Raw genomic sequence first — 24,145 nt, 5'->3', positions numbered from 1 at the left:
GGGCTCAGGCGGAGGTGATCCGCCGGGCGGAGGCGAGGATACGCAGCGCGGCGCAGGCGGCACCATAGCCGTTGTCGATGTTGACGACGGCAAGGCCGGAGGCGCAGCTTGCCAGCATGGCGTTGAGCGCCGTGCGCCCCTCTTCCGCCGCGCCGTAGCCGACGGAGGTCGGCACGCAGATCACCGCCGAGCCGACGAGGCCGCCGAGCACGCTGGCGAGCGCGGCGTCCATGCCCGCCACCGCGATGATGACGGGAAAGGTGCGGATCTCCTCGATCCGCTCCATCAGCCGCCAGAGGCCCGCCACGCCGACATCGACGATGAGGGATGCCTCGACGCCCGCATGCCGGAGCGTGCGCGCCGCCTCCCGGGCGACCGGTGCATCCGAGGTGCCGGCGGCGACGATCGCCACCGAACGGCTATCGGCGACCGGCCGCACCGGGCCGAAGAAGGCGGTGCGGGAGAGGGGGCAATAGTCAATCTGCGCGCGGTGGGCGGCGGCAAGGGCTTCAGCCTTTTCCGGCGCCAGCCGCGTCAGCAGGAGACCGGCGTTGCGTGCGGAGGCGCCACCAAGGATCGTGTCGATCTGGGCCACGGATTTTTCGCCGCAGAGCACCGCCTCGCCAAGGCCGATACGGCTTTCCCTGTCGAAATCGAATACGACGTCGCTCATGCGCCCTCCCGCAGGAAGGTGCTGCCGTTGCGATAGGGCGCGAAGGCGATAGTCGCGCCAGCGATTTCCGGTGGGAGCAGGGCGGTGATGTCGCCCGTTAGCGTCAAGCGGACATCGTCGCCCGCTGCCGACAGGCTTGCGGGATCGAGTTCCACGACGATGCCGGCGCGACGCAGGCGGCAGCGCACCGTTTCGGGCGCGAGCCGGGCGGCGACGAGTTTTTCCACCGCGTGGATGGCCACCAATATTGCGGGCTCGATGCGGATCGCCGTCTCGACGCGGCTCGACAGGCAGGGTGAAGAGGGCAGTTCGGCGAGATCGCCGAGGCCGAGCGTGCGGGCGAGGGACCGCACCGCGGGCTTGTCCATGCCTGCCTCCACGAAGGGATGGCGCACGGAATGGCGCCTGGCGGCGTCGAGGCCGGGGCGGTATTCGCCGAGATCATCGGTGTTGGTGCCCGAAAGGATCGTCGCCCCCGTGCGGCTGGCGATGGTGCCGTAGAGATTGCCCTTGCAGAAGAAACAGCGATCGACCGGATTGGCGCGATAATTCTCGTCGGAAAATTCGCCGGCATCGATCAGCTCCAGCCGCCAGCCTTCCCGGCGCGCCCAGGCCTCGACCCGCGCTGTCGCCTCGGCCGGCACGGCGGCCGAAACCGCGTGCAGCATCGTTACTCGGGAAGGACCGAGAAGGCGGCCGGCAAAGACCCCGAGCGTCATGGAATCCACGCCGCCACTCAGCGCCAGCGCCGCCGTGCCGATCTCGCCGATCACGTCGCCGAGGGGGCGGCTCATTGGTTGCCGCCTTCGGCCTCGCGCCGCAGCCGTTCGCGCGCGGCCCGGCCAGCGACCGCCGACAGGGCATCGGCCTCCAGCTTTGTCGTTTCGCCGGAAGGGCGTGCGGCGGACTTGGCTGGAAGCGTTCGGCCGCCGGCCTGCGTTTCGTGGCTGAGGCGCGGCAACGTCAGGCGTTCGGTGATTGTGCGGCGGATGCCGAGCGTCGCCGTTTCGTCGAAGATCAGCCGTGCGACCTCATCCGCGGCCTGCGGCATGGAAAGCACGCGCAGATGCGTCATCAGCCGCCCCTTCTTGCCGAAGGCGACCGCCTGCACGGCATCCAGCACGCCGGCATGGGCGCGGATATGGGCAAGGGCGATCGCGAGGTCCTCGCCCGTCTGGTCGTCGATCTCGCATTCGAGCACGGCGACCCGGTTGGCCTGGATATGCTCTCCCCGCTCGAAGGCGAGGACGCGCAGGCAATTGCTGACGCCGGTTAGCCGGCGCGTGCCGAAACCGTGGCCGGACCCGGAGAGCCTGCCCGAGCGTGGGGCGCCAGGCCCGCCCTTGCAGAGGTAGCGCAGGATCGCCGCTCCCGTCGGCGTCACACGCTCGCCGCCCACGCCGTCGTCGACCATGGAAAAACCTTCGAGCAGCAGCACCGTCGCGGGGGCGGGAACCGGCAGCAGCCCGTGGGCCGTGCGTATCCTTCCGGAGCCGAGCGGGATTGGACCGACCGTCCATTCGGCAGGCCCCACGGCGTCGATGAGATAGGCGGCGGCGAGGATGTCGGCGATGGAATCCCAGGCGCCGACCTCGTGGAAGGTCAGGGCCTCTGGCGTCGTGCCGTGCACACGCGCCTCGGCGGCGGCAAGCTCGGAAAAGATGCCGATGGCATGGCCGATCACCGCGGCGGGCGCCGGCATATGTTCGAGGGCATGCCGGATCGAGCGCCACTCGACGTGGCTGTGGGGACTATCGTCGTGGTGGTGGCCGTCATGATGATGATGGTGGGGCGGGTGGTCCTTTGGCGCCTTGTCGTTCGTCACCGTGAAGCGCCGGCCCGTCAGCACACCGTCGTCATGCGGCGCGAGCGTGGCTGCAACGCCGTCCAGCAGCGGGCAGCGGGCGATGAGATCGTGCAATCCCGGCTCCAGCTCGGGCCGCAGATCGAGCATCGCGGCGGCGAATATGTCGCCGGCCATGCCGCCGAGCGGATCGAGGTGGAAGGCGTTCATGCGCCGTCTGCTCCCTCGCCGTGCAGCGATATGCCGTTCAGCCCGGCGATGACGTCGGAGAGCGCCGGCACGAAAGCCTCGCCTTTGCCGGCCGCGACGGCGCTGGCAAAGCTGTTGCGCACTGCCGCCCCGATGGGATTGACGACGCCGGCGGCCTGCGCGGTGGCGGCGAGATAGCTCATGTCCTTCAGCGCGTTTTTCATGGCGAAGCGCTGGGCGTTCTCGTTGCGGTTCAGCACGAAATCGAAGAAGGCCTGGTAGAAGGGGCAGTCCATGCGGCTGCCGCTGAGCACGCTGTTGATGACCTGTGGCGTCAGCCCCATCTTCGCGCCGACGGTGAGCGCTTCGGAATAGATCGTCGAGTAGCCCATCGAGACGAAGTTGACGAGCAGCTTCATGGTGTGGCCGCTGCCCGTGGCACCCGTATGAATGACGCGGCCGGCGAAGGCCTCGACCACCGGGCGGGCGCGGGCGACGTGCTCCGCCGCGCCGCCGATCATCACGTCGAGCTTGCCTTCCGCCGCCTCCTTCGGCGTGCGCCCGAGCGGCGCGTCGAGAAGGATGATGCCTTGCCCTTCGAGCTCGGCGGCGAGCGCGGTGGTTTGCGCCGGGTTGGAGGTGGAGCAGTCGATGATAAGCAGCGGCTTGCCGGCTGAGACGAGGCCGTCGCGGCCTTTCACGACCTCTTCGACCTCGCGCGAGCCCGTCACGCAGAGCACGACGATGTCGCATGCCTGCGCCAGCGCACGCGGCGTGGCCGCTTCCTGCGCGCCGCGCGCGACAAGGTCGTCAACCGTCTCGCGGCGGCGGTGGGCGAGCACGGTAAGCGGAAAACCCTTGGCCAGCAGGTTGCCGGCCATGCCGGCGCCCATGGCGCCGAGCCCTATGAAACCGATCCGTTCCCTCATCGCGTCCTCCCCTTGGTTGTCTCTCGTTTTGATTTTTCCCGCGTCATCGGATAGCACGGAGTTTTCGCCGCCCGCAGGCCGGGGCGCATGAAGGAGTTCGATTCGGACGATGACGGACAAGGACACGGCATTTTTCGACGCCATCCAGCAGGTCCCGAACCTGCGCAGCGGCCTTGTCGACGCCCTGGCGGCGCAGATCGAATCCGGTGATCTCGCGCCGGGCCAGCGCCTGCCGACCGAGCAGGCGATCATGACCCAGACGGGCGTGAGCCGCACGGTGGTGCGCGAGGCGCTTGCCGCGCTGCGCGCCCGCGGGCTCATCACCACCCGCCAGGGGCTTGGCGCCTTCGTGACCAACGATCCGAAACCGCGCGCCTTCTCCATCGTGCCGAACGACCTGCAATCGATCGACGACGTCATCAGCGTGCTCGAGCTGCGCGTCGGCCTGGAGGTGGAGGCCGGCGGCTTTGCCGCGCTGCGGCGCGAGGAGGAGGACCTCCGGCGCATGCGTGCCCGCCTCGATGCGCTGGATGCGGCGATCGAGCGGGGCGAATCCGGCGCGATCGAGGATGCCGCCTTCCACCGCGCGATCCTGGTCGCCACGCAAAATCCCTATTACGCGCGGCTGTTCGACACGTTCGGCACCCTGATGATGCCGCGCCAATGGGCGCGCTTCGAGGCGATGGCGAAGGCGGAGAAGACGCGGCACACGAGCCGCATGCACCGCGAGCATGAAACGATCTTCGCGGCCATCGAGGCCGGCGACGACAAGGGCGCGCAGAAGGCGCTGAGGACGCATCTCACCCGAAGCCTCGCGCGCTTTGCCGAATTGCGCGACACGACGGAGCGCATTGGCCCGCCCTCCGTCATGCCGTCTGGGGAATGACATAAGGCCCCTCCGGGATCACCGCGATGCGGGGATCGCCGCTCCGCTCGATGCTGCGGGCGATTGCCGCCCCGATATCGTCGATCATGCCGACGCCGGTCAGCCGGCGATCGTCGCCCTGAAGGCCGGTCGTATAGAGTTCGATCCGGCCGACGCGCATGGGTTTGAGCTGCATCTCCGTCTGCCATTCGTCGATTTCGGCGAGTGATTTGGCCGTCAGGGTCGCGAGGAAACGTTCGGGGCCGAGGTCGACGAGGCGGGCTTGCGCCTCGCGGAATTCGGGCGAGCCAAACCCTTCCGAACATTCCGACACCATGATCAGCGTGCCGCCGGGTGCCAGAATGTCGATCGGCGTCACCATGCCTTTGATCGTCTGGTAATAGGTCTTGTCGAGCGGGTAGCCGGCCGATGAGGTCAGCACGGTCGAGAATTTGTGCGGCATGCCGATGCGGGTGGCGTCGCTGACGAAATCGACGGCCGCCGCGTGGCTGGCGATGATCTCGCCGAAGGTGACGCAGACGAGGTCGCGCTCCTCGTCGAGCACGGTGTTGAGCGCGTAGATCTCGCCGAGCTTGCGGACGATCTGCAATTGCTCCTCATGCAGCGGATTGCCGACGAGATTGCACTGCACTGCTAACGGGTCTTCCATGAAGCGCGCGGAATGGAAGGTGCGGATCGTCTCGTGGTGGGCGACACCGGGAGCGACGACCTTGCGCCCGCCCGACCATCCGGCCATGAAATGCGGCTCGACGAGGCCGGTGGCGATGCGCAGGTCCGCCTCGACCAGCAGGCGATCGAGCTTGACGGGCGTGCCGCGCGTCGGGGTGACGCCAAGGTCGATATGCGCGGCCTCATCGCGGGCGTCGTGGTTGACGATGCGGATATTCTCCAGCACCCAGGGATCGCCGATCAGTTCGGCCAGCTCTTCGCCGAGGTTGGGGCGGTGCAGGCCGGTGGCAATGAGAATGACGATAGCGTCCTGCGGAATGCCGGCGGCCATCATCGTGCGCACCATCGGGCCGAGGAACAGTCGGTTCGGTACGGGGCGGGTGATGTCGCAGATCAGGATGCAGGCGCTTTTGCGCCCGCGCGCCAGTTCGGACAGCGGCGCGGCGTCGATCGGCGCCTCCAGAGCGGCCTCGACCGCGCCTTGCGGGTCGGTGATCTTCGGCAAAGGCCGCTTGCGGATGACGGTTGGCACGGCCCCGGCCGGCAGGTCGATGGGCAGGTGCCCCCGGCCGTAGGAGACGGAAACCGGATGCCCGCCCATCACGCGCTCTCCTTCACGCCGCCGAGATAAAGCTCGCGCATCAGCGACATGTCGCGCAGCTCGTCGATGGCGCCCGACAGCATGATGCGGCCGTTCTGCATGAGATAGCCGCGCGCGGCGACGGAAAGCGCCAGGCCGGCATTCTGCTCGACAAGCAGCACGGAAGCGCCGAATTCCCTGCCGATATTGAGGATGATGCCCTGGATTTCCTTCACCAGCAGCGGCGAGAGGCCGAGCGAGGGCTCGTCGAGCAGCAGCACCTTCGGCCGCGCCATCAGGCCGCGGGCAATCGCCAGCATCTGCTGTTGCCCGCCGCTGAGCGAGCCGCCCTTTTGCGCGCGCTTGACGGCCAGGATGGGGAAGAATTTCTCCATCAGGGCGATATCGGCCTCGACGGCGGCGGCATCCGTGCGGGTATAGGCGCCGAGCCGCAGGTTCTCCTCGACGCTCATGTCGGCGAAGATGCGCCGGCCTTCGGGCACGAGCACGACGCCGCGCCGCGCCATCACGTCCGGGGGCGAGCCGGTCACATCCTCGCCGTTGAAGGTCACCGTTCCAGCGCGCGGGCGCACGAGGCCGGCAATGGTGCGCAGCAGCGTGGATTTGCCCGCACCGTTCGGCCCGAGCACGGTGACGATCTCGCCGGCATCGAGGGTGAGCGACACGTCGCGGTTGACGGTGGTGGCGCCGTAGCCGGTAGAGACGCTGGAAACCGAAAGCAGGGTCACAGGTCGCCTCCGAGATAGACTTCGAGCACTTTCGGATCGCGCAGCACGTCGGCGGTCGCGCCATCGGCGATCTTGGAGCCGAAATCGAGCACGACCAGACGCTTGCAAAGCATCTGCATCAGCTTCATGTCGTGATCGATGACGCAGACGCTGATGCCGTTTTGCGGGAATTGCTTGACCAGGCCGACCAGCGCGGCCGTCTCCTTGTCGTTGAGGCCGGCGGCGGGCTCGTCGAGCAAAAGCAGGATCGGCCGCGTGGCGAGCGCCAGCGCCAGCCCGAGCAGGCGCAGGCTGCCGAAGGGCAGCACGCCCGCCCGTTCTTCCGCAAGGTGGCGGATGCCGACGAAATCCATCAGCGCATCCGGCGTCGTCCAGGGAAAGTCGCGCGCGTCGGCGCGCTTGCAATGCTCGGTCGCGATGGTGACGTTTTCGCGCACGCTGAGGCCGGTGAAGGCCATCGCCTGCTGGAAGGTGTAGCCGATACCGGTCTGCGAGATGCGGTGCGGCGGGATGGCGGTCACGTCCTGCCCGCGCCAGGTGACGCGGCCGGCGGTCGGCCTGTGGACGCCGGTGATGACGTTGAACAAAGTCGATTTGCCCGATCCGTTCGGGCCGACGATGCCGAGGATTTCGCCGTCCTCGATGCTGAGATCGACGCCGGCAAGGGCCGCCACGCCGCCGAACTGCTTGCGCAGGCCGGAGATTTCCAGAAGGGCGCTCATCGGCCGGTCTCCTTCAGGGTGGCTTCGGTGCTCGTCTTGCTGAAGCCACCGACGAGGCGCTGCCAGAGTTCGCCGATGCCGGCGATCAGGCCATTCGGCAGGAACAGGATGACGGCGATCAGGCAGACGCCGTAGACGATGCGGGATTCGACCGGGTCGAGGTTCAGCACTTCCGGCAGGAAGGCGACGAGGATGCCGCCGGCGAGCGGGCCGAGCAGCAGGCGCGCGCCGCCGATCATTACCATCAGGGCGAGGTAGATGCTCGGGAAGGAGGCGAATTGCTGGGGCGAGATATGGCCGAGGAAATAGGCGAGCAGCACGCCGGACACGCCGGCATAGACGCCGCTGACCACGAAGGCGCCGATCTTGTGCCGGCCGACATTGATGCCGAGGGCGGCCGCGAGCTTTTCGTTCTCGCGGATGGCGCGCAATGTGCGGCCGTAGGAGGAGTTGATGATCGCCCAGCTCGCCACGGCCGCCAGCGCGACGAAGGCGACGACCAGCACGTAGAAGCGCGGCAGGTCGCCGAGGTCCATGCCGAAAAGCGTGACCGGCCGGAGGATCGAGATGCCGCTTGCAGCACCGGTGAAATCGCCGCCATTGGTCAGCACGATCGTCAGCAATTGCCCGAAGGCGAAGGTCATGATGACGAAGTGGTGGCCGCTGACGCGCAAGGACGGGATGCCGACGATGGCCGCGGCGACGGCCGCGAACAGGCCCGCGAAGGGCAGGGCCACCCAGAAGCCGACGTCGAAATCGCGCAGCAGCATGGCCGCGGTATAGGCGCCGACGCCGACGAGGGCCGCATGGCCCATCGACAGGATGCCGGTTTGGCCGAACAGCACGGAAAGGCCATACAGCGCGATGACGTTGATCCCCGCCGAGATGGCGAGCGAGAGAAGCCGGTTGCTCGGCGAGAACTGCGGCACCAGTGCGAGAAGCACCAGCAGCGCCAGGACCGCGAGCAGCGAATGAAGGGAGTTGCGCGACGAAATCATGGTTCCTGCCGTTCTGTTCTCACGCCATCTTCGGCCCGCTCGTGCCGCCGAACAGGCCGTGCGGGCGGAAGAGCAGGACGAGGATCATGAGGCCGAAGGAGTAGGCGTCGGTCCATTCGGAGAAGCCGTAGCCTGCGCTGAGGCCCTCCACGATGCCGAGGATCAGGCCCGCCGCGACGGCGCCCGTGAGATTGCCGAGGCCGCCGATGAGCGCGACGGCAAAACCCTTCATGACCATGGTGCCGCCGGTAAACGGCGTGATCGGGAAGAGCGCGATGAGGAGGGCGCCGCCAAGGCCGGCCAGCGCGCTGCCCAGCACGAAGACGCCGGTGATGTAGCGGCGCACCGGAATACCCATCAGGGCAGCGGTGTCGCGGTCCTCGACGCTGGCGCGCAGCGCCCGGCCGTAGCGGCTTCGAGTGATCATCATATAGGTGGCGGCGACCACGGCGACGGTAACGAGGATGACCATGACGCGCACCGAGGCGATGCGCACTCCGCCGACGTCCCACACGGTGGAAAGCGGGCGCGGGATGCTCTTCTGGTTCGGATCGAAGAACAGGATGACGATGTGCTGCAGCACGACGATGAGGCCGAGCGAGACGATGAAGCCGTTCGTCGGCCTTTCCAGCGTGAAGCGGAAGATGCCACGTTCCAGCACATAGCCCATCAGGGCGACGGCCGCGACCGCAAGCGCGACGGCGAGCGGAAAGCCGAGGCCGCTGCCGACGGCGAGCCAGGTAACGATGCTGCCGACCATGAGAAATTCGCCGTGGGCGAAGTTGATGATGCCCGTCAGGCCGAAGATCAGCGTGACGCCGACCGCGATCAGCGTGATGACGCTGGCGATCGACAGGCCGTTGAGGATCTGTTGAATGAGGATGTCCACGGCATTCTTCCGTCTGTGCGAGGCGGCGGCCAGGCCGTTCCGCCTTCGTTGGCATTCGCTCCCGCAGGGCTTTCACCCGGCGGGAGCGGATCGATCGGCACAGGACTTATTCCGGCGCTTTTTCAGGCGGCTGCTGCATCGAGCAGGTGATGTCGCCGCCGGGTGCCGCGGCGCAGACTTCCGTCGCATGCGTCACCTGGTGTGTTTCGTTGAAGGCAAGCTTGTCCGAGACGACGCCCGAATAATCCATCGACATCAGCGCTTCGACCGTCTTGTCCGGATCGAGTGTACCGGCCTTCTCCCACGCCTTGGCGAGGAAATGCACGTAGTCGTGGTAGAGCAGGGAGACCGACGAGGTAACGCCGTGCGGCGCGCCGGCCGCGAAGTAAGCGTCGAAATAGGTCTTCGAGTTCGGGTTTGACGATGCGCCCCAGCAGACCGGCACGCAGCTCATGGCGACCGGCACGTCGGCGGAAAGGCCGCGTTCCTTCCAGATGCCCGGATCGACGCCGAACAGGAAGTAGCTCTTGGCAGCACCCAGTTCGATCGCCTGCGGCAGGGCCGTCAGCGTCGAATCGCCGTTGTACCAGAAGTGGATCGTGTCCGGCTCGAAGCTCTTCGCCTTGGTGAGGAAGGGCGAGAAGTCGGTGGTATCCGGCGGATAGAAGATGATGTCCGGAACCTCCTGTCCCTCGGCCTTGAGCGCGGTGATGTAGAAGGAGGACAGGAACTGACCCGTCGCATCATTTCCGACGATCATGACCGACTTCTTCGGCTTGTAGCCGAGCAGCGGCTCCAGCAGGTTGAGCACGCCGCGGGCCGTCGAGCCCGAACGCTGGAACTCCTGTGGTTCCGACTGGAAGAGGTAATGCACGTCGCCGCCGGCCTTCACGCCGTCGGATGTCAGCACCTTGCCGAGCGTGGAATTGCCGGCGAAATGCACGACCTTGGCCGGCTGGGTGATCTTGGCCATGGCGAGCGTGAAATCGTGCGATTCCGAGCCGAAGATCGCCTGGACCTTCTCGTCGCGGACCAGTTCCTGGGTTGCGGCGATGGCGGTCGCGACATCCGTGCGGTCGTCGCGCTTGACCATTTCGAGCTTGTAGGTCTTGTCGCCGACCTTGATGCCGCCGGCATCGTTGATCTGCTGGACGGCAAGCCCGACGCCGGCCGGCAGCGTGTGGCCGGCCGAGACGAAGGCGCCGGATTCCGCGGCGACGACGCCGATCTTGATGACGTTTTCCGCATCCTGCGCGAGCGCCGGATGGATGAATGTTCCAAGGCTGAGCGCAAGCGCGCCGCCCCGCAATAGGCTGGATCTCACCATTTCTTCCTCCCGATGGCGATTTTGCCGTCTTACCGGGTTGTCGTACAACCCTGTTTTCTGATAATACCGTTGCCAGGGAGATGTCAAGCGTGGTCGTGCACCGGCCGGGCGGCATTTCGGAAGTCCGCACGGGATGGAAAACCCACAAGGGAGAATGAAAATGCAGTCACGACAATTCGGTCGCACGGGCCGCAGCGTCAGCGAAATCGGCTTCGGCGCCTGGGCGATCGGCGCCGCCTGGGGCGAGGTGAACGACGAGGAGGCGCTGGCCGCCCTGCACGCCGCGCTCGACACCGGCGTCACCTTCATCGACACCGCCGATGTCTATGGCGACGGCCATTCCGAACGCCTCATCGCGAAGGTTCTGAAGGAACGCGGCGGCGAAAAACCCTTCGTCGCCACCAAGGCCGGCCGGCGCCTGCCCGCGCAGTCCGTCGAGGGCTACAGCACCGAAAACCTGAATGCCTGGATCGACCGCAGCCTGAAGAATCTCGGCGTCGAGACGCTCGACCTCGTGCAGCTGCACTGCCCGCCGACCGACCTCTACTACCATCCGGAGGTCTTCGGGCGGCTCGACAGGCTCGTCGAGGAGGGCAAGATCCGCCACTACGGCGTCAGCGTCGAGCGCGTCGAGGAAGCCCTGAAGGCGATCGAATATCCGGGCGTCGTCAGCGTGCAGATCATCTTCAACGCCTTCCGCCAGCGCCCCGCCGAACGCTTCTTCGCGGAGGCGAAGCAGAAGAACGTTGCGATCATCGCCCGCGTGCCGTTGGCGAGCGGTCTTCTCTCCGGCAAGTTCAGGCGCGACACCACGTTCGAGGCGACGGACCACCGCCTGTTCAACCGCAACGGCGAAGCCTTCGATGTCGGCGAGACCTTCTCCGGCGTTCCCTACGAGGCCGGCCTCGACGCGGTCGAGCGCATCCGCCCGCTGGTTTCCGGCGACACGACCATGGCGAAATTCGCGCTCCGCTGGATCCTGATGTTCGACGCGATCACGGTCGCCATTCCGGGTGCGCGCAACCCGGCGCAGGCGCGCTCCAACGCCGAGGCGGCCGCGCTGCCGGCGCTCCCCAAGGAGGTCATGGACGAGCTCGTCAAGATCTACGACGAGGACATCCGCCAATACGTCCATCAGCGCTGGTAGCAGCCGCCGGCTGACCGACAGACCATCCGAGACGGCGCGCCGGAGACGGCACGTCGTCCATTGCCAACGGAACGGACCATGCCCACACCCATCATCGATTCCCACCATCATTTCTGGGATCCCGCAAGCGGCGGCGACTATGCCTGGCTGAGCGGCCCCTTCGAACCCATCAACCGCGTCTTCGCGCCGAAGGACCTGCGCCCCTCGATCGCGTCCAGCGGCGTGTCGGGCACCGTGCTCGTCCAGACCTGGAACGACCTCGGCGAGACCTGGGATTTCATCCGCACCGCCGAGACGACGGATTTCGTCGCCGGCGTCGTCGGCTGGGTCGATCTCGCCGACCCGGGTGTCGCCGCCACCATCGCCGCACTACGGCAAAGCCCCGAGGGCAAATGGCTCGTCGGCGTGCGCCACCTGATCCAGACCGAGAGCGACCCGAACTGGCTGCTGCGCGCTGACGCGATGCGCGGCCTCCAGGCCGTGGAAGCCGCCGGCCTCGTCTACGACCTCGTGCCGAACCTGCCGCAGCTTCCCGCCTGCATCGCGACCGTGAAGGCCTTTCCCGGCATGCGCTTCGTGCTCGACCACATTTCCAAGCCGGAAATCCGCAATCGCGGTTTCGACGAATGGGCGGTGCTGATCCGCCAGTTCCGCGCCGAGCGCGGCCATGTCTGGTGCAAGCTCTCCGGCATGGTGACGGAGGCGAACTGGCAGACGTGGACGCCCGAAGACCTGAAGCCCTATGTGCACGAAGTCCTCGACGTCTTCGGCGTAGACCGCTGCATGTTCGGTACGGACTGGCCAGTCTGCCTTGTCGCCGCCAGCTACGACCGGGTGGTGGATGCGCTGCGCGAATGCCTGAAGGACCTGCCGCAAGCCGATCTCGACCGCATCTTCGGCCTCAACGCCATCGACGCGTATCGCCTGCCGGGATTTGCCGGGGAGGCGAGGGGCTGACATGGCCGGTGGCTTCACCTTCGCCTCGCGCATCGGCTTCGGCGCCAGCGGCATCGGCACGCTCTACCGCGACGTGCCGGAGGCCGTGGCGCGCGATACGCTTGCGGCCGTTTACGAGGCCGGTATCCGTTATTTCGACACCGCCCCCCTTTACGGGCACGGCCTCAGCGAGCTTCGGCTGGGGCAGTTCCTGCGCACGGTGCCGCGCGACGGCATCACGGTCTCGACTAAGGTCGGGCGTTATCTCGTGCCGCCGCGCGGCAGCCCGGTGGACTACGGGCTCTGGGCGTCGCCGCTGCGCCTGAAGCCCGTCTTCGACTACAGCTATGACGGCACGATGCGGGCGCTGGAACAATCGGCAAGCCGTCTCGGCTTCCCGGATTTCGACGTGGTCTATATCCACGACGTCGACCGCTACACCCACGGGCCGGACGGTTTCGAGCGTCATTTCGACGAGGCGATGGCGGGCTGCTACCGTGCGCTCGACGAGCTTCGCCGCTCGGGCGAGGTGAAGGCCATCGGCGTCGGCGTCAACGAGAGCGACATCGCGACCCGTTTCGTCGAGGCGGGCCGTTTCGACGTTGTGATGATCGCGGGGCGCTATTCCCTGATCGACCGTAGCGCCGAGAAGGACCTGTTTCCGGCGGCGCAAAAGGCAGGAACCCGCATCGTGGCGGCCGGAGTGTTCAATTCCGGCATCCTCGCCAAGGGGCCGGGCGCGGAAGGGGCGACCTACGATTATGGCGCGCCGCCATCCGATGTCACCCGGCGCGCGGAGGCGATCGCCGGCATCTGCGCGCAATACGATGTGCCGCTCCAGGCCGCCGCCATCCAGTTCCCGCTGCGCTCGCCGCTCGTGCGGGCGGTCGTGCTCGGCATGAGCCGGCCGGAGCGCGTCGCCCAGAACCTCGAATGGTCGCGCCTGCCGATCCCCGAAGCCATGTGGCAGGCCATCGACGCCGCACTCTGAAACCCGGATCGAAGACCGCCCGGATGTTCGTCTGGGCGGTCTTTTCGTTCAGGCCGCCTCGCCATCCGGAAGGGGCGCCTCGGCGGCAACGAGGCCTTCGGCCTTCAACTCGCTCCAAAGGTCCGCCGGAATAGGCTGGCGGATGTAGGCGAGGTTCTGCTCCAGCTCCGCGACCGAGCGTGCGCCCGGAATGACGCTGATGACGAGCGGATGACCGAGCGGGAATTGCAGCGCGGCGGCCGGCAGCGGCACGCCGTGGCGCACACAAACGGCCTCGATGCGGGCGACCCGCTCCAGCACCGCGGGCGGTGCCGCGCGCGTGTTGAAGGTTGCGCCCTGTTTTGCGCCGGTGGCGAGGATGCCGGAATTGTACGGGCCGCCGATCACGATCTTCGTGCCGCGCGCCGCACAGGCGGGCAGCAGGTCGGCGAGCGGCTCCTGTTCGAGCAGCGTATAGCGGCCGGCAAGCAGGAAATAGTCGAAACGCCCGGCCACGACGAAATCGCGCAGCATCTGCCACTGATTGATGCCGACGCCGATCGCCTTGACGACGCCTTGCGCGCGCAGGTCCTCCAGCACCGGATAGGCGCCCTCCATCGCCTCGCGGAAACGGCTGCGGGCATAGGGGTCTTCGCCCGGTGCGAAATGCAGCGCCTCGTCCGGATCATGGATCGCCAGCATGTCGACATGGTCGGTGCCGAGCCGCTTCAGCGTGCCTTCAATGGAGCGTAAGACGCCGTCGCGCGAATAGTCGAATTCGGCGCGGAAGGGCGGCGCCTTGTCCCAGAGCTGCGGCGTCATCTCGCTGTCGGGGATCGGCACGAGATCGTAGCCCACCTTGGAGGAGATGACGATGTTCTTGCGCGGCAGCGAGCGGATTGCCTCGCCCAGCCGGCTTTCGGCCAGCCCGAAGCCGTAGACCGGCGCCGTGTCGAAATAGCGGATGCCCGCCTCGTAGGCGGCCTGGACGGTGGCGAAGGCGTCCTGCGGTTCGGTCGCGCGGTACATGTTGCCAAGCCCGGTGCCGCCAAGCCCCATCGTCGTCACGTCCAGGCTCCCGTTGACGGACCGCGACAGCATTTCAGGCATCCTATCTCCTCCCTTTCCGATGATTTCCCGGCGACGAAGCGCGTCGCGCTCTCAAGCATATTGACACAGAACTTGTCGTACAACAATGTAAGATGGCAACAGAATGACAAGGGCGGCGCAAACGCCGCCGGAGGGTTGGAAATGGACATCGAGGTCAGGCATGCCGCACATCCGGATGCGGTCCGCACGTTCGATACGGAGGCGCTGCGGGCGCATTTCCTCGTCGAGACCGTTTTCGCGCCGGGGCGGATCGCGCTGACATATAGCCATTACGACCGTTTCGTGCTGGGCGGCGCGACGCCGCTGGAGGGGGCGCTGGTGCTCGGCGCGCCGAAGGCGATCGGGCAGAAGACCTTTCTGGCCGAGCGGGAACTGGGCGTGCTGAATATCGGCGGCGCCGGGCATGTGCGCGTGGATGGCACGGCCTACGATCTCGCCCGGCTCGATTGCCTCTATGTCGGCAAGGGCGCCGTGGATGTCCGCTTCGAAAGCGAAACGCCGGGCGATCCGGCGAAGTTCTACCTGATTTCCGCGCCCGCCCATGCGGTCCATCCCACCCGCATCATCACGAAGGCGCAGGCGCGCCACCATGAGCTCGGCGAGACGGCGACGGCGAACCGGCGCGGCCTCCACCAGTTCATCCATCCCGAAGTCTGCGATTCGTGCCAGATCAGCATGGGCTTCACGCTTCTGGAGGCCGGCAGCATCTGGAACACCATGCCCTGTCATACCCATGAGCGGCGCATGGAAGCCTATCTCTATTTCGACATCGCCCCGGAGCACCGGGTCTTCCACTTCATGGGCGAACCGCACCAGACCCGCCACCTCGTCGTCGCGAGCGACCAGGCAGTCATTTCGCCGCCCTGGTCGATCCATTCGGGCGCGGGAACGAGCCGCTACGGCTTCATCTGGGCGATGGCCGGCGACAACCGGGATTTCACCGACATGGACCATCTGGCGATCGGCGAGCTGAGATAGGCGATGACGAATCTTTTCGATCTCACCGGCCGCGTCGCGGTGGTCACCGGCGCCAATACCGGCATCGGCCAAGGCATCGCCGCCGCCCTTGCGGGCGCCGGCGCCTCCATCGTTGCCGTCGGCCGTTCGTCGATGGAGCAGACGGGCGCACTGGTGCGGGACGCCGGCGCGGCCTTTCACGCCATTTCGGCGGACCTGTCCTCCACCGCCCCCGTCGCGGGCATCGTCGACGAGGCAATCCGCACTTTCGGCGCCATCGACATTCTCGTCAACAATGCCGGAATCGTCCGCCGCGCGGACTAGGTCGATTTCACCGAGGAGAACTGGGACGCGGTGATCAACGTCAACCTCAAGACCCTGTTCTTCCTGACGCAGGCCGCCGGGCGCCACATGCTGGCCCGCGGCCGCGGCAAGGTCGTCAACATCGCCTCGATGCTTTCCTTCCAGGGCGGCATCCGCATTCCCGCCTATACCGCGTCAAAGAGCGGCGTCGCCGGCCTCACGCGACTGCTCGCCTGCGAATGGGCGGCTGGCAACGTCAATGTCAACGCGATCGCACCCGGCTATTTCGCCACCAACAACACGGCGGCGCTACGCGACGACGCCGACCGCAGCAAGGCCATCCTGGACCGCATTCCTGCCGGCCGCTGGGGACAGCCAACGGATATCGGCGGCGCGGCCGTGTTCATGTCGTCTGCGGCGTCCGACTACGTCCACGGCACTGTGCTGCCTGTCGATGGTGGTTGGCTCGCGCGCTGAATCATCCCTGGGCCGCGTCCTCGCGCCGCACTGTCATATGCTCCGCTTTACGACGTTTCGCCGACCTATACACGTACGGCCGATCGTTCTGTGCGTGTGAAACGTTTGGCACGAGCGGTCCGTGACCCGCATTATTGAAGTAGAGAAACATCTTCCTTCGACGCTGCAGCCCCGGCCTTGAGGATTTCGGGCGCGATCCAATCGTCGATATTAACTTTGGAGTCTATGAAGCCGTGCCTGGCGAGGCGGTCGATCTGAATGTCGAGAAGACCAAGGCGTTCGCGATCAAGGCTCGGCGTCATCGCGGTCTTGAGATTGGAGCCGTAGGTGGCCTCCGCGAAGTCTCGCGCCGCGCCGGTTTCCTTGCAAACGATCGAGATGACGCGGTCGCGGTTTTCGCCGACCCATTCGCCCGAGCGCAACGTTGCCGAAACGAAGGCGATGACCAGCTCCGGACGCTTTTCCAGAAGATCCGCATGGACGGTGATGGGGCGTGGCGTTCCGTTCTTGACGCGATCGCGGATCGGCAGTGCATCGATATCGGCGAGGGTCGCAAGGCCGAGCCGATGCGCTGCCTCCCGCGTCGCGGCGCCCTTGACATAGGCGGCGTCAGCCTCTCCCGAGGCAACCTGTGCTAGCGACGGCCAGTCCTTGATCTTGAGATCGCGTCACAGCCGCCCCGGCGGGATGGTCTGCGCAACCGGTGTCTCGATGATGGAAGCATCGCCGAAGGTAAGACCCCCGTGTCTCAGCGCCGCCTCGAACCCTCCGAGCGCGATGGTGCGCCGATGACGACGCCGAAGGCATAGGCAGTGATCGCGTTGGCCGCTGCGGGAACGCTGATACCCATGCTGGCAAACTCCGAGGTTCCGATCGAAAAACTGCCTAGCGCGAGGGCAAACAGCGTCAGCTTTTGGGCACGACCAGTTGCCGGCCGGGCGACCTTTGAGATATTGCGACCGGGCAAGAAGAGGTGTGTTTCAGACGTGATGGACATTTCGACGATCCTTTTTCGAATAGGGACTTGGGTGCAGTCGTTTTTGAAAATCCAAATCCTGTATGTTGCTTGACGACATGAATCTCACGTCGCGCCGGGGCGCAGTAGCCGGATCGCGTTCTCACGATTTGGGAAGAAAATTCACAGATTGGGCCTACTAGGCCTGACAGCATGCGCGCTCGGGACTATGCTTGGCCCCGCTTGTGACTTGGTATCGGGGATGGGTCATGGACAATCGCGCGGGCGAGATGATGGTGTTCGTTCAGGTCGTAGAGGCGGGAAGCTTTTCCGAAGCGGCGCGATCGCTCCTCATGACACCCTCTACCGTGTCGAAACTCGTTGCCCGGCTCGAAAGTCGGCTCGGCATCCGTTTGGTCGAGCGCTCGACGCGTCGGCTGGCGCTGACCAAGGAGGGCGAGTTCTATTACGAGCGAAGCCAGCGGCTTCTCGCCGATCTCGACGAGACCGAACAGCAGATCGCGCAGGGCGGTGCCGAGCCTGAGGGCGTGATCCGTGTCAGCTGTTCGGTCACCTTCGGCGTTGCGGCGCTCGAGCCGATCCTTCCCGCTTTCTGGGAAGCTTATCCCGGCATCGTCATCGATCTTTCACTGTCCGACGAAACGGTTGATCTCTATCTCGAACGAACCGATGTGGCGATCCGGGTGGGCAAGCTCCCGGATTCCAATCTTATCGCACGGAAGATCGGCACGACCCGGCGCCGGATCGTCGCTTCGCCCGGATATCTAGCCAAATGGGGCGTGCCCCAGACGTCCGAAGATCTGCTCAAGCACAATTGCCTCGGCTTCAATTTCCGCCGTGCGAACCCCGTCTGGCCGATGCGCGAGGGTGGCCGTATAGTCGAGCGCATGCTGAGCGGCTCTCTGCTGGTCAATAACGGCGAGACCATCCGCCGGATGGCCATCGCGGGCGTTGGGATCGGCCGCATCGCCGACTATCATCTTCGCGGTCCGATCGCCCGGGGCGAGCTGATCGAGATTCTCGCCGACAGTACCCTTTCCGATTTTGACGACATCCATGCGCTCTATCGCGGTGCCCAGCTAATGCCGGCCCGCGTGCGGGCCTTCCTGGATTTCACGGTGCCGCGCATGCAGAAATTCCTGGCGACCGATCCGATGGGGGACGCCTCGCCCACGGATGGCTGAGCGAGGCATGGATTGGTCTCTCATCGCCTCAGGCTGGGATCGGAAGTGGTGCAGCCGAGTTGACGAGGCCATCGTGACGAATCTCGCGCCAGAAATCCGCCGGGATCACCTCTTTAAGCGCGGCGCTATCCTCAGCGATGCGGTCCGGTTTGCTTGCGCCGGGAATGACGGCCGCGACTGCGGGGTTGGCGAGCGCAAATTGCAACCCGGCTGCTTTCATGCTCACGCCATGACGATCGGCGATGGTTTTGATCCGTGCCACCTTGTCGAGGATTTGAGGCGTTGCCGGCGCATATTCGAAGTTCGGGCCGCCCACAAGCGCGCCGGAGCTATAGGGGCCGCCGACGACGATGCCGAGGCCACGCTCGGCGACAGCAGGCATGACGCGCTGGAGCGCACGGTCATGGTCAAGCAACGTGTAGCGGCCGGCAAGCAGGAAGCCATCGGGTCGTGGACCTTCCAGCGCCAGCAACAGTTCGATCGGCTCGACACGATTGACGCCTAGGCCCCAGGCCTTGATCACGCCCTCGTCACGCAGCCGGTCGAGCGCCTTGAAGGCGCCCTTGCGCGCACTTTCAAAGACAGCAAGCCACTCGTCGCCATAGAAGTCCTGGGCGACGTCATGGACGAAAGCGAGCTCGATGTGATCGGTCTTGAGCCGCTTCAAGCTGTCTTCGATCGAACGCAGGGTGGCGTCTTCCGAATAGTTGTTGATGATCTTGTTGGGGCGCCCATATTTGAAGACGCCGGGATGCGCATCGTCGACGGAGTTTCAAAGGTCTTTCAGCCGGCCGTAGAGGTCGAGGTAGTCGGTCTTGCTGGCGGTGAGGGCGATACGCTCTTCGGGTGTGAACGATTTGATCGCCGGGCTCGTGGCCGCATCGGCTTCGGCGAACAGCCGGTCAAGCAGCGGCCCGAGAGGGGATGTTGTCAGGGTGGACATTGTGTCTCCGGAACATGGCATTGCGTTGGGCATAGAAATACGATTAATTCATCGCATTTTCTAATCGCATTGCTGGAGAACGCGATGATTGAACGCGTAAGGCCCCGGATTTCCACGCGAAAAGAGCCAAAACAGAGCCGCTCGAACGAGCTGGTTTCGGCAATTCTGACGGCGGCTGTTCAGGTTTTGGTGGAGGAGGGCGCGCAGCGTTTCACCACGGCGAGGGTTGCGGAAAAGGCCGGGGTCAGCATCGGTTCACTTTACCAGTATTTCCCGAACAAGGCCTCCATCCTGTTTCGGTTGCAGAGCGACGAATGGCGTGGTTCGACCGAAATGTTGCGTGAGATCCTCACCGCCATCGCGCCGCCGAAAGACCGGCTGCGGCGGCTGGTACATGCCTTCGTCCGCTCCGAATGCGACGAGGCGCCCGTCCGCCAGGCGCTCGCCGACGCAGCGCCGCTGTACCGCGACGCTCCGGAGGCGCGCGAGATGCGCGCGGAGGGCGACCGGCTTTTCGACAGTTTCATCCGGGATTTGCTTCCCGGCATGCCCGATGGCCCGAGGGATGTCGCAGGCGACCTGATCGTCACGACATTGACCGCCGTGGGCAAGGAATTTTCGGAGACGCCGCGGACGGACGAAGAAATAGACGCTTACGCGAGCGCGATGGCGGACATGCTCTACGCCTACGTCGAAACACTGGTGAAGCTTTGACGCCTGTTCGTGCAGGCTTGGGTACGGGCTCGGTGGCCCGAATGCGTGGAGGGCCTGGTCTCCTCGGCGGTGCTTGGGACATCGGCTCGCCGCCCCACATGCTTCGCCACCGACCGTTGCTCTGCCACGTTCGAAGTTCTAGGGATTGAGCGACAGCAACAGGTGCCGGATATGGATGAGGATGCGGACCACAAATCCCTTGTCGAGCGTGTGCAGGACGTTGCGCATACGCTGACGGACACGGAGCAGCGGTTGATCTCGGAGCTTTTGAAGGCGCCGCGGGAGATTGCGCTTGGCACGTCCAGCGAATTTGCGGCACGGCTCAACGTGCACGAAGCGACGACGTCGCGGCTGTCGCGCAAACTCGGCTTTGCGACCTATGCGCAGTTCCGCGCGCATCTGCGGGATGAGTTCCTGCGCAGCTCGGCCCCGGCCAGCCGGATTTCCGCGACGCTCAGCGAAAGCAGGCGGCAAGGTTTTCTGCCGCTGTTGATCGAGCAAGAGCTGGCTGCGCTGGGAGCGGTCTCCGACCATGTCACGGATGAGCAGATCGTCGAGGCCGCGGCCATGCTCGACCGCGCCCGGGTGTTCATCTACGGGCACGGCAATGCCGAAACGCTGGTTCTCCTGATGGAGCGTCGACTGCGACGGCTTGGCATCGTCACCCTGCGGCTGACGGGAAACCGCCGGGATCTCGCCGAGCAGATGCTGACACTTGGCCGGGACGACGCCGTCCTGCTGTTTGCCTTCCGCCGCCAGCCTCCGGACTACAGCCGCATCATGGACGTTGCACGCGACGTGATGGCCTCGACGGTAACGGTGTCCGGCACCATCGGCCCTTCGCTGCAGCCAAAGCCCGATCTCCTGCTCTCCGCACCTCGCGCCGGCAGCCGGGAGAGCTACCAGACGCTCACCGTCCCGATGGCGCTCTGCAATGCCGTCGTTCTGGCCCTTGCAGACCGGCGGGGACCGGACGCGCTTGCGAAACTCGACCGCCTGGGCGCCCTGATCACGCAATTCGGAGACTGATTCTGCAAGTAAACTTGCATGTCATATAATTGTTGCAAGAAAACACTACATGGGGTACACCATCCACAAGAGGAGTTCCCCACATGTTGAAAATGCTCGCCCCATTCTGTGCGCTGGCGCTGGCCACGTCCGCCTATGCCCAGGACCTCGACGGCAAGTCCGTCGCGGACCTGCTGCCGCTTGCGAAAAAAGAAGCCAAGGTAACCGTCTACGCCTTCACCAGCCGCATCGGCCGGGTAGAGGAGGCCTTTGAGACGGCGTATCCCGGCATAGACATGGTGGCTTTCGACATGTCGTCGACCGAGCAGATCGCCCGCATCAAGAGCGAGGCCGCCGCAGGGGTTGCGGGCGCCGACGTCATCTACATTTCCGATGCGCCCGTCGTGCTGACGGAGCTTGCAAGCCAGAACCTCGTGACCCGCTACGTGCCGCCGCGCATGGAAAGCCTGGTGCCGGAGCAGTTCAAGTCGCCGCTTCTCGCACAGCGTCTTTCGACGAAGGTGCTGATGTATAACGAGGAAGCCTATCCCGACGGCTCCCCCGTCAAGAACCTCTGGGATCTCACCAAGCCGGAGTGGAAGGGTCGCGTGATCATGGTCGATCCGCTGCAACGCGGCGACTACCTCGACCTCATGACGGAGATCGTCCTGAAGTCGGACGACATGGCCAAGGCCTACGAGGCTGCCTTCGGCAAGCCGATCGCGCTTGGCGAGGGTATCGACAATGCCGGCGAACAGTTCATCACCGATCTTTTCGCCAATGATCTCGTCCTGGTCGGCTCGACGGACGACGTCAACAGGGCGATCGGCGCGAAGGGCCAGAAGAACCCGCCCATCGGCTTCACCAGCTATTCGGATCGCCGCGACAATGAAGACGAGGGCTGGGCCTTGCAGGTCGCCAACGATATCGAGCCGTCGAACGGCATCGTCTTTCCGGCTTTCCTTGCGCTTAACGCCACGGCCGCCAATCCTGCCGCAGCACGCCTCGCCATCGATTTCATGATGGGCGACGACAGCGACACCGGTGGCGATGGCTTCAAGCCGTTCTACGTCGCCGGCGACTGGCCGACCCGCACCGACCTTGCCCAGCATCCCGACGCCATTCCGCTTTCCGACTTCAAGAGCTGGCAGATCGATGCCGCCGAAACGGCCAAGATCCGGGCGAATGTCGCTGATTTCGTCCTCGCGCTGCAATAACCTGACGGGACAGGACGGGCGCCACTGCGTCCGTCCACTCCGGAGTTCCGCATGACACTCCCGCTTCGCCGCCTCAGGCCGCCGCTCGCCCGCTATGGCCTGACTGCTGTCATGGCCCTGATCCTCGTTGTCCTGGTCGCCGCTCCCCTTGCGACGATCCTCATCCAGACCCTTCAGCCCGGCGGCGGCGCCTGGGCCGATGTTCTCGCCAGCCGCCTGTCGCAGAACCTGTTCTGGCGCCCCGCGGCCAACACCATGATCATCGGGCTGGCCGTTGCCGGCGGCTGCGTGCTGCTCGGTGGCTTCCTCGCCTGGCTGGTGGTGATGACCGATGTTCCGGGTCGCCCGCTCATCGCCTTCATGGCGACGCTTCCCTTCATGATCCCGAGCTTCGCGACCGCGCTCGCCTGGGGCAGCGTTTTCCGCAACGGCCGCGTCGGCGGCGCGGGAGGCCTCCTCGAAGGTCTCGGCTTCAGCGTGCCGGATTGGTTGTCCTGGGGCATGGTGCCGACGATCGTCGTGTTGATCGCACACTATTATGCGCTGGCCTTCACGGTGATTGCCGCCGCCCTTTCGACCGTCAACGCCGATCTGGTCGAGGCCGCACAGATGACGGGCGCCTCGCGCAAGCGCATCCTGTTCGGCATCGTGCTGCCCGTCGTCACGCCGGCCGTCATCGCCGGCGGGTCGCTCGCTTTTGCCGGCGCCGTGTCGAACTTCGCGGCTCCCGCCCTGCTCGGGCTGCCGGTCCGCATGCAGACGCTGTCGACCCGCTTGTTCGGCATGATCGAGATCGGCCAGACGGAGCGCGGTTATGTTCTCGCTATTCTGCTGATCGCGATTTCCGCAATCTTCCTCGGCATCGGCAACCGCATTCTCAACAGCCGCCGCAGCTTCGCCACCATCGGCGGCAAGGGCGCGCGGCCGCGTCGCTTTGCTCTTGGCGCGATGCGGCTGCCGCTTGCGCTCCTTGCCTGGACCGTCTGCATCCTCACCACCCTCCTTCCGATCCTGCTTCTTCTTGCAGCCAGCCTCGCACCCTCGTCCCTGTCGCTGTTTTCCGACTGGACGCTGCATTACTGGATCGGCGCGGCGGATCCCGCCTTCGCCCGCGGCCAGCCCGGCATCTTCCACAATCCGCAGCTGATCTCGGCACTGACGACGACGCTGATGCTTGGGGCCGGCGTGGTGTTCGCCGCCAATGCCCTCGGCCTATTGATCGCCGTCGCGCTGACGCGCCAGAAGGTTCCGGTGCTGAGCAATGCGGTCTCGCAATTGAGCTTCCTGCCTATGCTCCTGCCCGGCATCGCGTTTGCGGCTGCCTATATCGCCCTTTACGGCGCGCCGATCGGTCCGCTGCCCGCCCTCTATGGCACCAAGCTGCTGCTAGGCCTTGCGCTGACGGCCGCGATGCTGCCGTTTGCCGTGCAGACAGGAAGGGCGACCGTGGCGCAGATTTCCGGCGATATCGACGAGGCGGCGCGCATGACCGGCGCGGGTTTCTTCCGCCGGCTCTGGGCCATCACCCTGCCGCTTGCTGCCCGCGGACTTGCCGCCGGCCTGCTGATCTCCTTCGTCAATGTCATCGGCGATCTTGCGATCACCGTGCTGCTCTACACGCCGACATCGCCGCTGCTCGCCGTCCTGTCCTACAGCTATGCCTCCGACGGGTTCCACCAGTTCGCCAATGCCGTCACACTCGTCATTCTCGTCATCTCCATGCTGGCCACCTGCGCCGCCGCGCTGTTGCGCGGCCGCCGGCGCCAGACCTTTGCGTGAGAGCCCGCC

The 24,145-nt window shown here is 65.6% G+C and carries 22 protein-coding genes and 4 pseudogenes; 11 read left to right on the top strand and 15 right to left on the bottom strand.

The features are described 5' to 3' along the window. Positions 1-4 precede the first annotated feature (4 nt). The 4 genes from larB to AC1Q6Z_RS22810 are packed head-to-tail and all read right to left on the bottom strand — an operon-like array spanning position 5 to position 3,739. Entirely contained in the window at positions 5-673 is a 669-nt protein-coding gene (gene larB, locus AC1Q6Z_RS22825) for a nickel pincer cofactor biosynthesis protein LarB (protein WP_492649394.1), read from the bottom strand. Beyond that, a complete protein-coding gene (larE, locus tag AC1Q6Z_RS22820; RefSeq protein WP_492649393.1) occupies positions 670-1,467 on the bottom strand; it encodes an ATP-dependent sacrificial sulfur transferase LarE in 798 nt (265 codons plus the stop codon). Before larE ends, larB begins: the two co-directional genes overlap by 4 nt. Continuing rightward, positions 1,464-2,687 carry a nickel pincer cofactor biosynthesis protein LarC gene (larC, locus tag AC1Q6Z_RS22815; protein WP_492649392.1) on the bottom strand — a complete coding sequence of 408 codons (1,224 nt, stop codon included), beginning with the start codon at positions 2,685-2,687 and terminating at the stop codon, positions 1,464-1,466. Before larC ends, larE begins: the two co-directional genes overlap by 4 nt. Continuing rightward, positions 2,684-3,739 (bottom strand): NAD(P)-dependent oxidoreductase, encoded by a 1,056-nt coding sequence (locus AC1Q6Z_RS22810; RefSeq protein WP_492649391.1) that lies wholly within the window; start codon positions 3,737-3,739, stop codon positions 2,684-2,686. Before AC1Q6Z_RS22810 ends, larC begins: the two co-directional genes overlap by 4 nt. Between AC1Q6Z_RS22810 and AC1Q6Z_RS22805 the strand changes: the two genes are divergently transcribed. Next, positions 3,705-4,481 (top strand): FadR/GntR family transcriptional regulator, encoded by a 777-nt coding sequence (locus tag AC1Q6Z_RS22805; RefSeq protein WP_492649390.1) that lies wholly within the window; start codon positions 3,705-3,707, stop codon positions 4,479-4,481. The two genes, AC1Q6Z_RS22810 and AC1Q6Z_RS22805, sit on opposite strands and share 35 nt — an antisense overlap. Here the strand turns inward: AC1Q6Z_RS22805 and AC1Q6Z_RS22800 are convergent. From AC1Q6Z_RS22800 to AC1Q6Z_RS22775, 6 genes are all read right to left on the bottom strand, one after another. Continuing rightward, positions 4,462-5,751 carry a nickel-dependent lactate racemase family protein gene (locus tag AC1Q6Z_RS22800; RefSeq protein WP_492649389.1) on the bottom strand — a complete coding sequence of 430 codons (1,290 nt, stop codon included), beginning with the start codon at positions 5,749-5,751 and terminating at the stop codon, positions 4,462-4,464. The two genes, AC1Q6Z_RS22805 and AC1Q6Z_RS22800, sit on opposite strands and share 20 nt — an antisense overlap. Then, complete coding sequence (locus tag AC1Q6Z_RS22795) at positions 5,751-6,479, bottom strand: ABC transporter ATP-binding protein (RefSeq protein ID WP_435268849.1); 729 nt, start codon at positions 6,477-6,479, stop codon at positions 5,751-5,753. Before AC1Q6Z_RS22795 ends, AC1Q6Z_RS22800 begins: the two co-directional genes overlap by 1 nt. Then, entirely contained in the window at positions 6,476-7,201 is a 726-nt protein-coding gene (locus tag AC1Q6Z_RS22790; RefSeq protein WP_435268848.1) for an ABC transporter ATP-binding protein, read from the bottom strand. Before AC1Q6Z_RS22790 ends, AC1Q6Z_RS22795 begins: the two co-directional genes overlap by 4 nt. Beyond that, positions 7,198-8,199: a branched-chain amino acid ABC transporter permease gene (locus tag AC1Q6Z_RS22785; protein WP_492649388.1), complete on the bottom strand. Its 1,002-nt coding sequence runs from the start codon at positions 8,197-8,199 to the stop codon at positions 7,198-7,200. The genes AC1Q6Z_RS22790 and AC1Q6Z_RS22785 overlap by 4 nt, the downstream gene beginning before the upstream one ends. A gap of 19 nt (positions 8,200-8,218) precedes the next feature. After that, positions 8,219-9,088 (bottom strand): branched-chain amino acid ABC transporter permease, encoded by an 870-nt coding sequence (locus AC1Q6Z_RS22780; protein WP_435268846.1) that lies wholly within the window; start codon positions 9,086-9,088, stop codon positions 8,219-8,221. A 106-nt stretch (positions 9,089-9,194) separates the two neighbouring features. Continuing rightward, on the bottom strand, positions 9,195-10,415 hold the full coding sequence (locus AC1Q6Z_RS22775) for an ABC transporter substrate-binding protein (RefSeq protein WP_492649387.1): 1,221 nt from the start codon (positions 10,413-10,415) through the stop codon (positions 9,195-9,197). Positions 10,416-10,575: 160 nt separating this feature from the next. Between AC1Q6Z_RS22775 and AC1Q6Z_RS22770 the strand changes: the two genes are divergently transcribed. The 3 genes from AC1Q6Z_RS22770 to AC1Q6Z_RS22760 all read left to right on the top strand — a co-directional run bounded on the left by AC1Q6Z_RS22770 (position 10,576) and on the right by AC1Q6Z_RS22760 (position 13,489). Next, entirely contained in the window at positions 10,576-11,562 is a 987-nt protein-coding gene (locus AC1Q6Z_RS22770) for an aldo/keto reductase (protein ID WP_492649386.1), read from the top strand. Positions 11,563-11,640: 78 nt separating this feature from the next. Then, positions 11,641-12,519: an amidohydrolase family protein gene (locus AC1Q6Z_RS22765; RefSeq protein WP_492649385.1), complete on the top strand. Its 879-nt coding sequence runs from the start codon at positions 11,641-11,643 to the stop codon at positions 12,517-12,519. 1 nt (position 12,520) lies between these two features. Then, the gene (locus tag AC1Q6Z_RS22760; protein WP_492649384.1) at positions 12,521-13,489 is read left to right on the top strand and encodes an aldo/keto reductase; all 969 of its coding nucleotides are present in this window, start codon (positions 12,521-12,523) and stop codon (positions 13,487-13,489) included. 48 nt (positions 13,490-13,537) lie between these two features. Here the strand turns inward: AC1Q6Z_RS22760 and AC1Q6Z_RS22755 are convergent, their stop codons facing one another. Continuing rightward, on the bottom strand, positions 13,538-14,578 hold the full coding sequence (locus AC1Q6Z_RS22755) for an aldo/keto reductase (protein ID WP_492649383.1): 1,041 nt from the start codon (positions 14,576-14,578) through the stop codon (positions 13,538-13,540). Between the two features lie 141 nt (positions 14,579-14,719). Here AC1Q6Z_RS22755 and kduI point away from each other — a divergent pair, with 141 nt between their 5' ends. Together kduI and kduD are read left to right on the top strand one after the other, a co-directional pair. Next, a complete protein-coding gene (kduI, locus tag AC1Q6Z_RS22750; protein WP_492649382.1) occupies positions 14,720-15,556 on the top strand; it encodes a 5-dehydro-4-deoxy-D-glucuronate isomerase in 837 nt (278 codons plus the stop codon). Positions 15,557-15,559: 3 nt separating this feature from the next. Next, a pseudogene (gene kduD, locus AC1Q6Z_RS22745) lies at positions 15,560-16,315 on the top strand (2-dehydro-3-deoxy-D-gluconate 5-dehydrogenase KduD). Positions 16,316-16,446: 131 nt separating this feature from the next. On the opposite strand, the gene AC1Q6Z_RS22740 reads toward kduD, so the two are convergent. Beyond that, positions 16,447-16,737, bottom strand: coding sequence for a hypothetical protein (locus AC1Q6Z_RS22740; protein ID WP_492649381.1), 291 nt, complete (start codon positions 16,735-16,737; stop codon positions 16,447-16,449). A 356-nt stretch (positions 16,738-17,093) separates the two neighbouring features. Further along, a pseudogene (locus tag AC1Q6Z_RS22735) lies at positions 17,094-17,312 on the bottom strand (MFS transporter); the annotation flags it as partial. Between the two features lie 227 nt (positions 17,313-17,539). On the opposite strand from AC1Q6Z_RS22735, the gene AC1Q6Z_RS22730 reads away from it, so the two are divergent. Beyond that, positions 17,540-18,475, top strand: coding sequence for a LysR family transcriptional regulator (locus AC1Q6Z_RS22730; RefSeq protein ID WP_492649380.1), 936 nt, complete (start codon positions 17,540-17,542; stop codon positions 18,473-18,475). Positions 18,476-18,503: 28 nt separating this feature from the next. Here the strand turns inward: AC1Q6Z_RS22730 and AC1Q6Z_RS22725 are convergent. Further along, positions 18,504-19,220, bottom strand: a pseudogene (locus AC1Q6Z_RS22725) (aldo/keto reductase); the annotation flags it as partial. A gap of 30 nt (positions 19,221-19,250) precedes the next feature. After that, a pseudogene (locus tag AC1Q6Z_RS22720) lies at positions 19,251-19,418 on the bottom strand (O-methyltransferase); the annotation flags it as partial. Between the two features lie 84 nt (positions 19,419-19,502). On the opposite strand from AC1Q6Z_RS22720, the gene AC1Q6Z_RS22715 reads away from it, so the two are divergent. The 4 genes from AC1Q6Z_RS22715 to AC1Q6Z_RS22700 all read left to right on the top strand — a co-directional run bounded on the left by AC1Q6Z_RS22715 (position 19,503) and on the right by AC1Q6Z_RS22700 (position 24,136). Then, a complete protein-coding gene (locus AC1Q6Z_RS22715) occupies positions 19,503-20,132 on the top strand; it encodes a TetR/AcrR family transcriptional regulator (protein WP_492649475.1) in 630 nt (209 codons plus the stop codon). A 171-nt stretch (positions 20,133-20,303) separates the two neighbouring features. Next, on the top strand, positions 20,304-21,161 hold the full coding sequence (locus tag AC1Q6Z_RS22710) for a MurR/RpiR family transcriptional regulator (RefSeq protein ID WP_492649379.1): 858 nt from the start codon (positions 20,304-20,306) through the stop codon (positions 21,159-21,161). Between the two features lie 83 nt (positions 21,162-21,244). Next, positions 21,245-22,357, top strand: coding sequence for an ABC transporter substrate-binding protein (locus AC1Q6Z_RS22705; RefSeq protein WP_492649378.1), 1,113 nt, complete (start codon positions 21,245-21,247; stop codon positions 22,355-22,357). A 51-nt stretch (positions 22,358-22,408) separates the two neighbouring features. Beyond that, a complete protein-coding gene (locus AC1Q6Z_RS22700) occupies positions 22,409-24,136 on the top strand; it encodes an ABC transporter permease (RefSeq protein WP_492649377.1) in 1,728 nt (575 codons plus the stop codon). Positions 24,137-24,145: the final 9 nt, after the last annotated feature.

The organism is Shinella sp. GW835-FHT14H05 (assembly GCF_058793575.1).
The sequence above is the reverse complement of the archived record's forward strand: the minus strand, read 5'-3'. Positions and strand labels throughout refer to the sequence as shown.

Bases quoted from the DNA above. Each gene is read 5' to 3' on its own strand.
- larB (WP_492649394.1), bottom strand. From the start codon at position 673: ATGAGCGACGTCGTATTCGATTTCGACAGGGAAAGCCGTATCGGCCTT.
- larE (WP_492649393.1), bottom strand. From the start codon at position 1,467: ATGAGCCGCCCCCTCGGCGACGTGATCGGCGAGATCGGCACGGCGGCG.
- larC (WP_492649392.1), bottom strand. From the start codon at position 2,687: ATGAACGCCTTCCACCTCGATCCGCTCGGCGGCATGGCCGGCGACATA.
- AC1Q6Z_RS22805 (WP_492649390.1), top strand. From the start codon at position 3,705: ATGACGGACAAGGACACGGCATTTTTCGACGCCATCCAGCAGGTCCCG.
- AC1Q6Z_RS22810 (WP_492649391.1), bottom strand. From the start codon at position 3,739: ATGGCGTCGAAAAATGCCGTGTCCTTGTCCGTCATCGTCCGAATCGAA.
- AC1Q6Z_RS22800 (WP_492649389.1), bottom strand. From the start codon at position 5,751: ATGGGCGGGCATCCGGTTTCCGTCTCCTACGGCCGGGGGCACCTGCCC.
- AC1Q6Z_RS22790 (WP_435268848.1), bottom strand. From the start codon at position 7,201: ATGAGCGCCCTTCTGGAAATCTCCGGCCTGCGCAAGCAGTTCGGCGGC.
- AC1Q6Z_RS22785 (WP_492649388.1), bottom strand. From the start codon at position 8,199: ATGATTTCGTCGCGCAACTCCCTTCATTCGCTGCTCGCGGTCCTGGCG.
- AC1Q6Z_RS22775 (WP_492649387.1), bottom strand. From the start codon at position 10,415: ATGGTGAGATCCAGCCTATTGCGGGGCGGCGCGCTTGCGCTCAGCCTT.
- AC1Q6Z_RS22770 (WP_492649386.1), top strand. From the start codon at position 10,576: ATGCAGTCACGACAATTCGGTCGCACGGGCCGCAGCGTCAGCGAAATC.
- AC1Q6Z_RS22765 (WP_492649385.1), top strand. From the start codon at position 11,641: ATGCCCACACCCATCATCGATTCCCACCATCATTTCTGGGATCCCGCA.
- AC1Q6Z_RS22760 (WP_492649384.1), top strand. From the start codon at position 12,521: ATGGCCGGTGGCTTCACCTTCGCCTCGCGCATCGGCTTCGGCGCCAGC.
- AC1Q6Z_RS22755 (WP_492649383.1), bottom strand. From the start codon at position 14,578: ATGCCTGAAATGCTGTCGCGGTCCGTCAACGGGAGCCTGGACGTGACG.
- kduI (WP_492649382.1), top strand. From the start codon at position 14,720: ATGGACATCGAGGTCAGGCATGCCGCACATCCGGATGCGGTCCGCACG.
- AC1Q6Z_RS22730 (WP_492649380.1), top strand. From the start codon at position 17,540: ATGGACAATCGCGCGGGCGAGATGATGGTGTTCGTTCAGGTCGTAGAG.
- AC1Q6Z_RS22715 (WP_492649475.1), top strand. From the start codon at position 19,503: ATGATTGAACGCGTAAGGCCCCGGATTTCCACGCGAAAAGAGCCAAAA.
- AC1Q6Z_RS22710 (WP_492649379.1), top strand. From the start codon at position 20,304: ATGGATGAGGATGCGGACCACAAATCCCTTGTCGAGCGTGTGCAGGAC.
- AC1Q6Z_RS22705 (WP_492649378.1), top strand. From the start codon at position 21,245: ATGTTGAAAATGCTCGCCCCATTCTGTGCGCTGGCGCTGGCCACGTCC.
- AC1Q6Z_RS22700 (WP_492649377.1), top strand. From the start codon at position 22,409: ATGACACTCCCGCTTCGCCGCCTCAGGCCGCCGCTCGCCCGCTATGGC.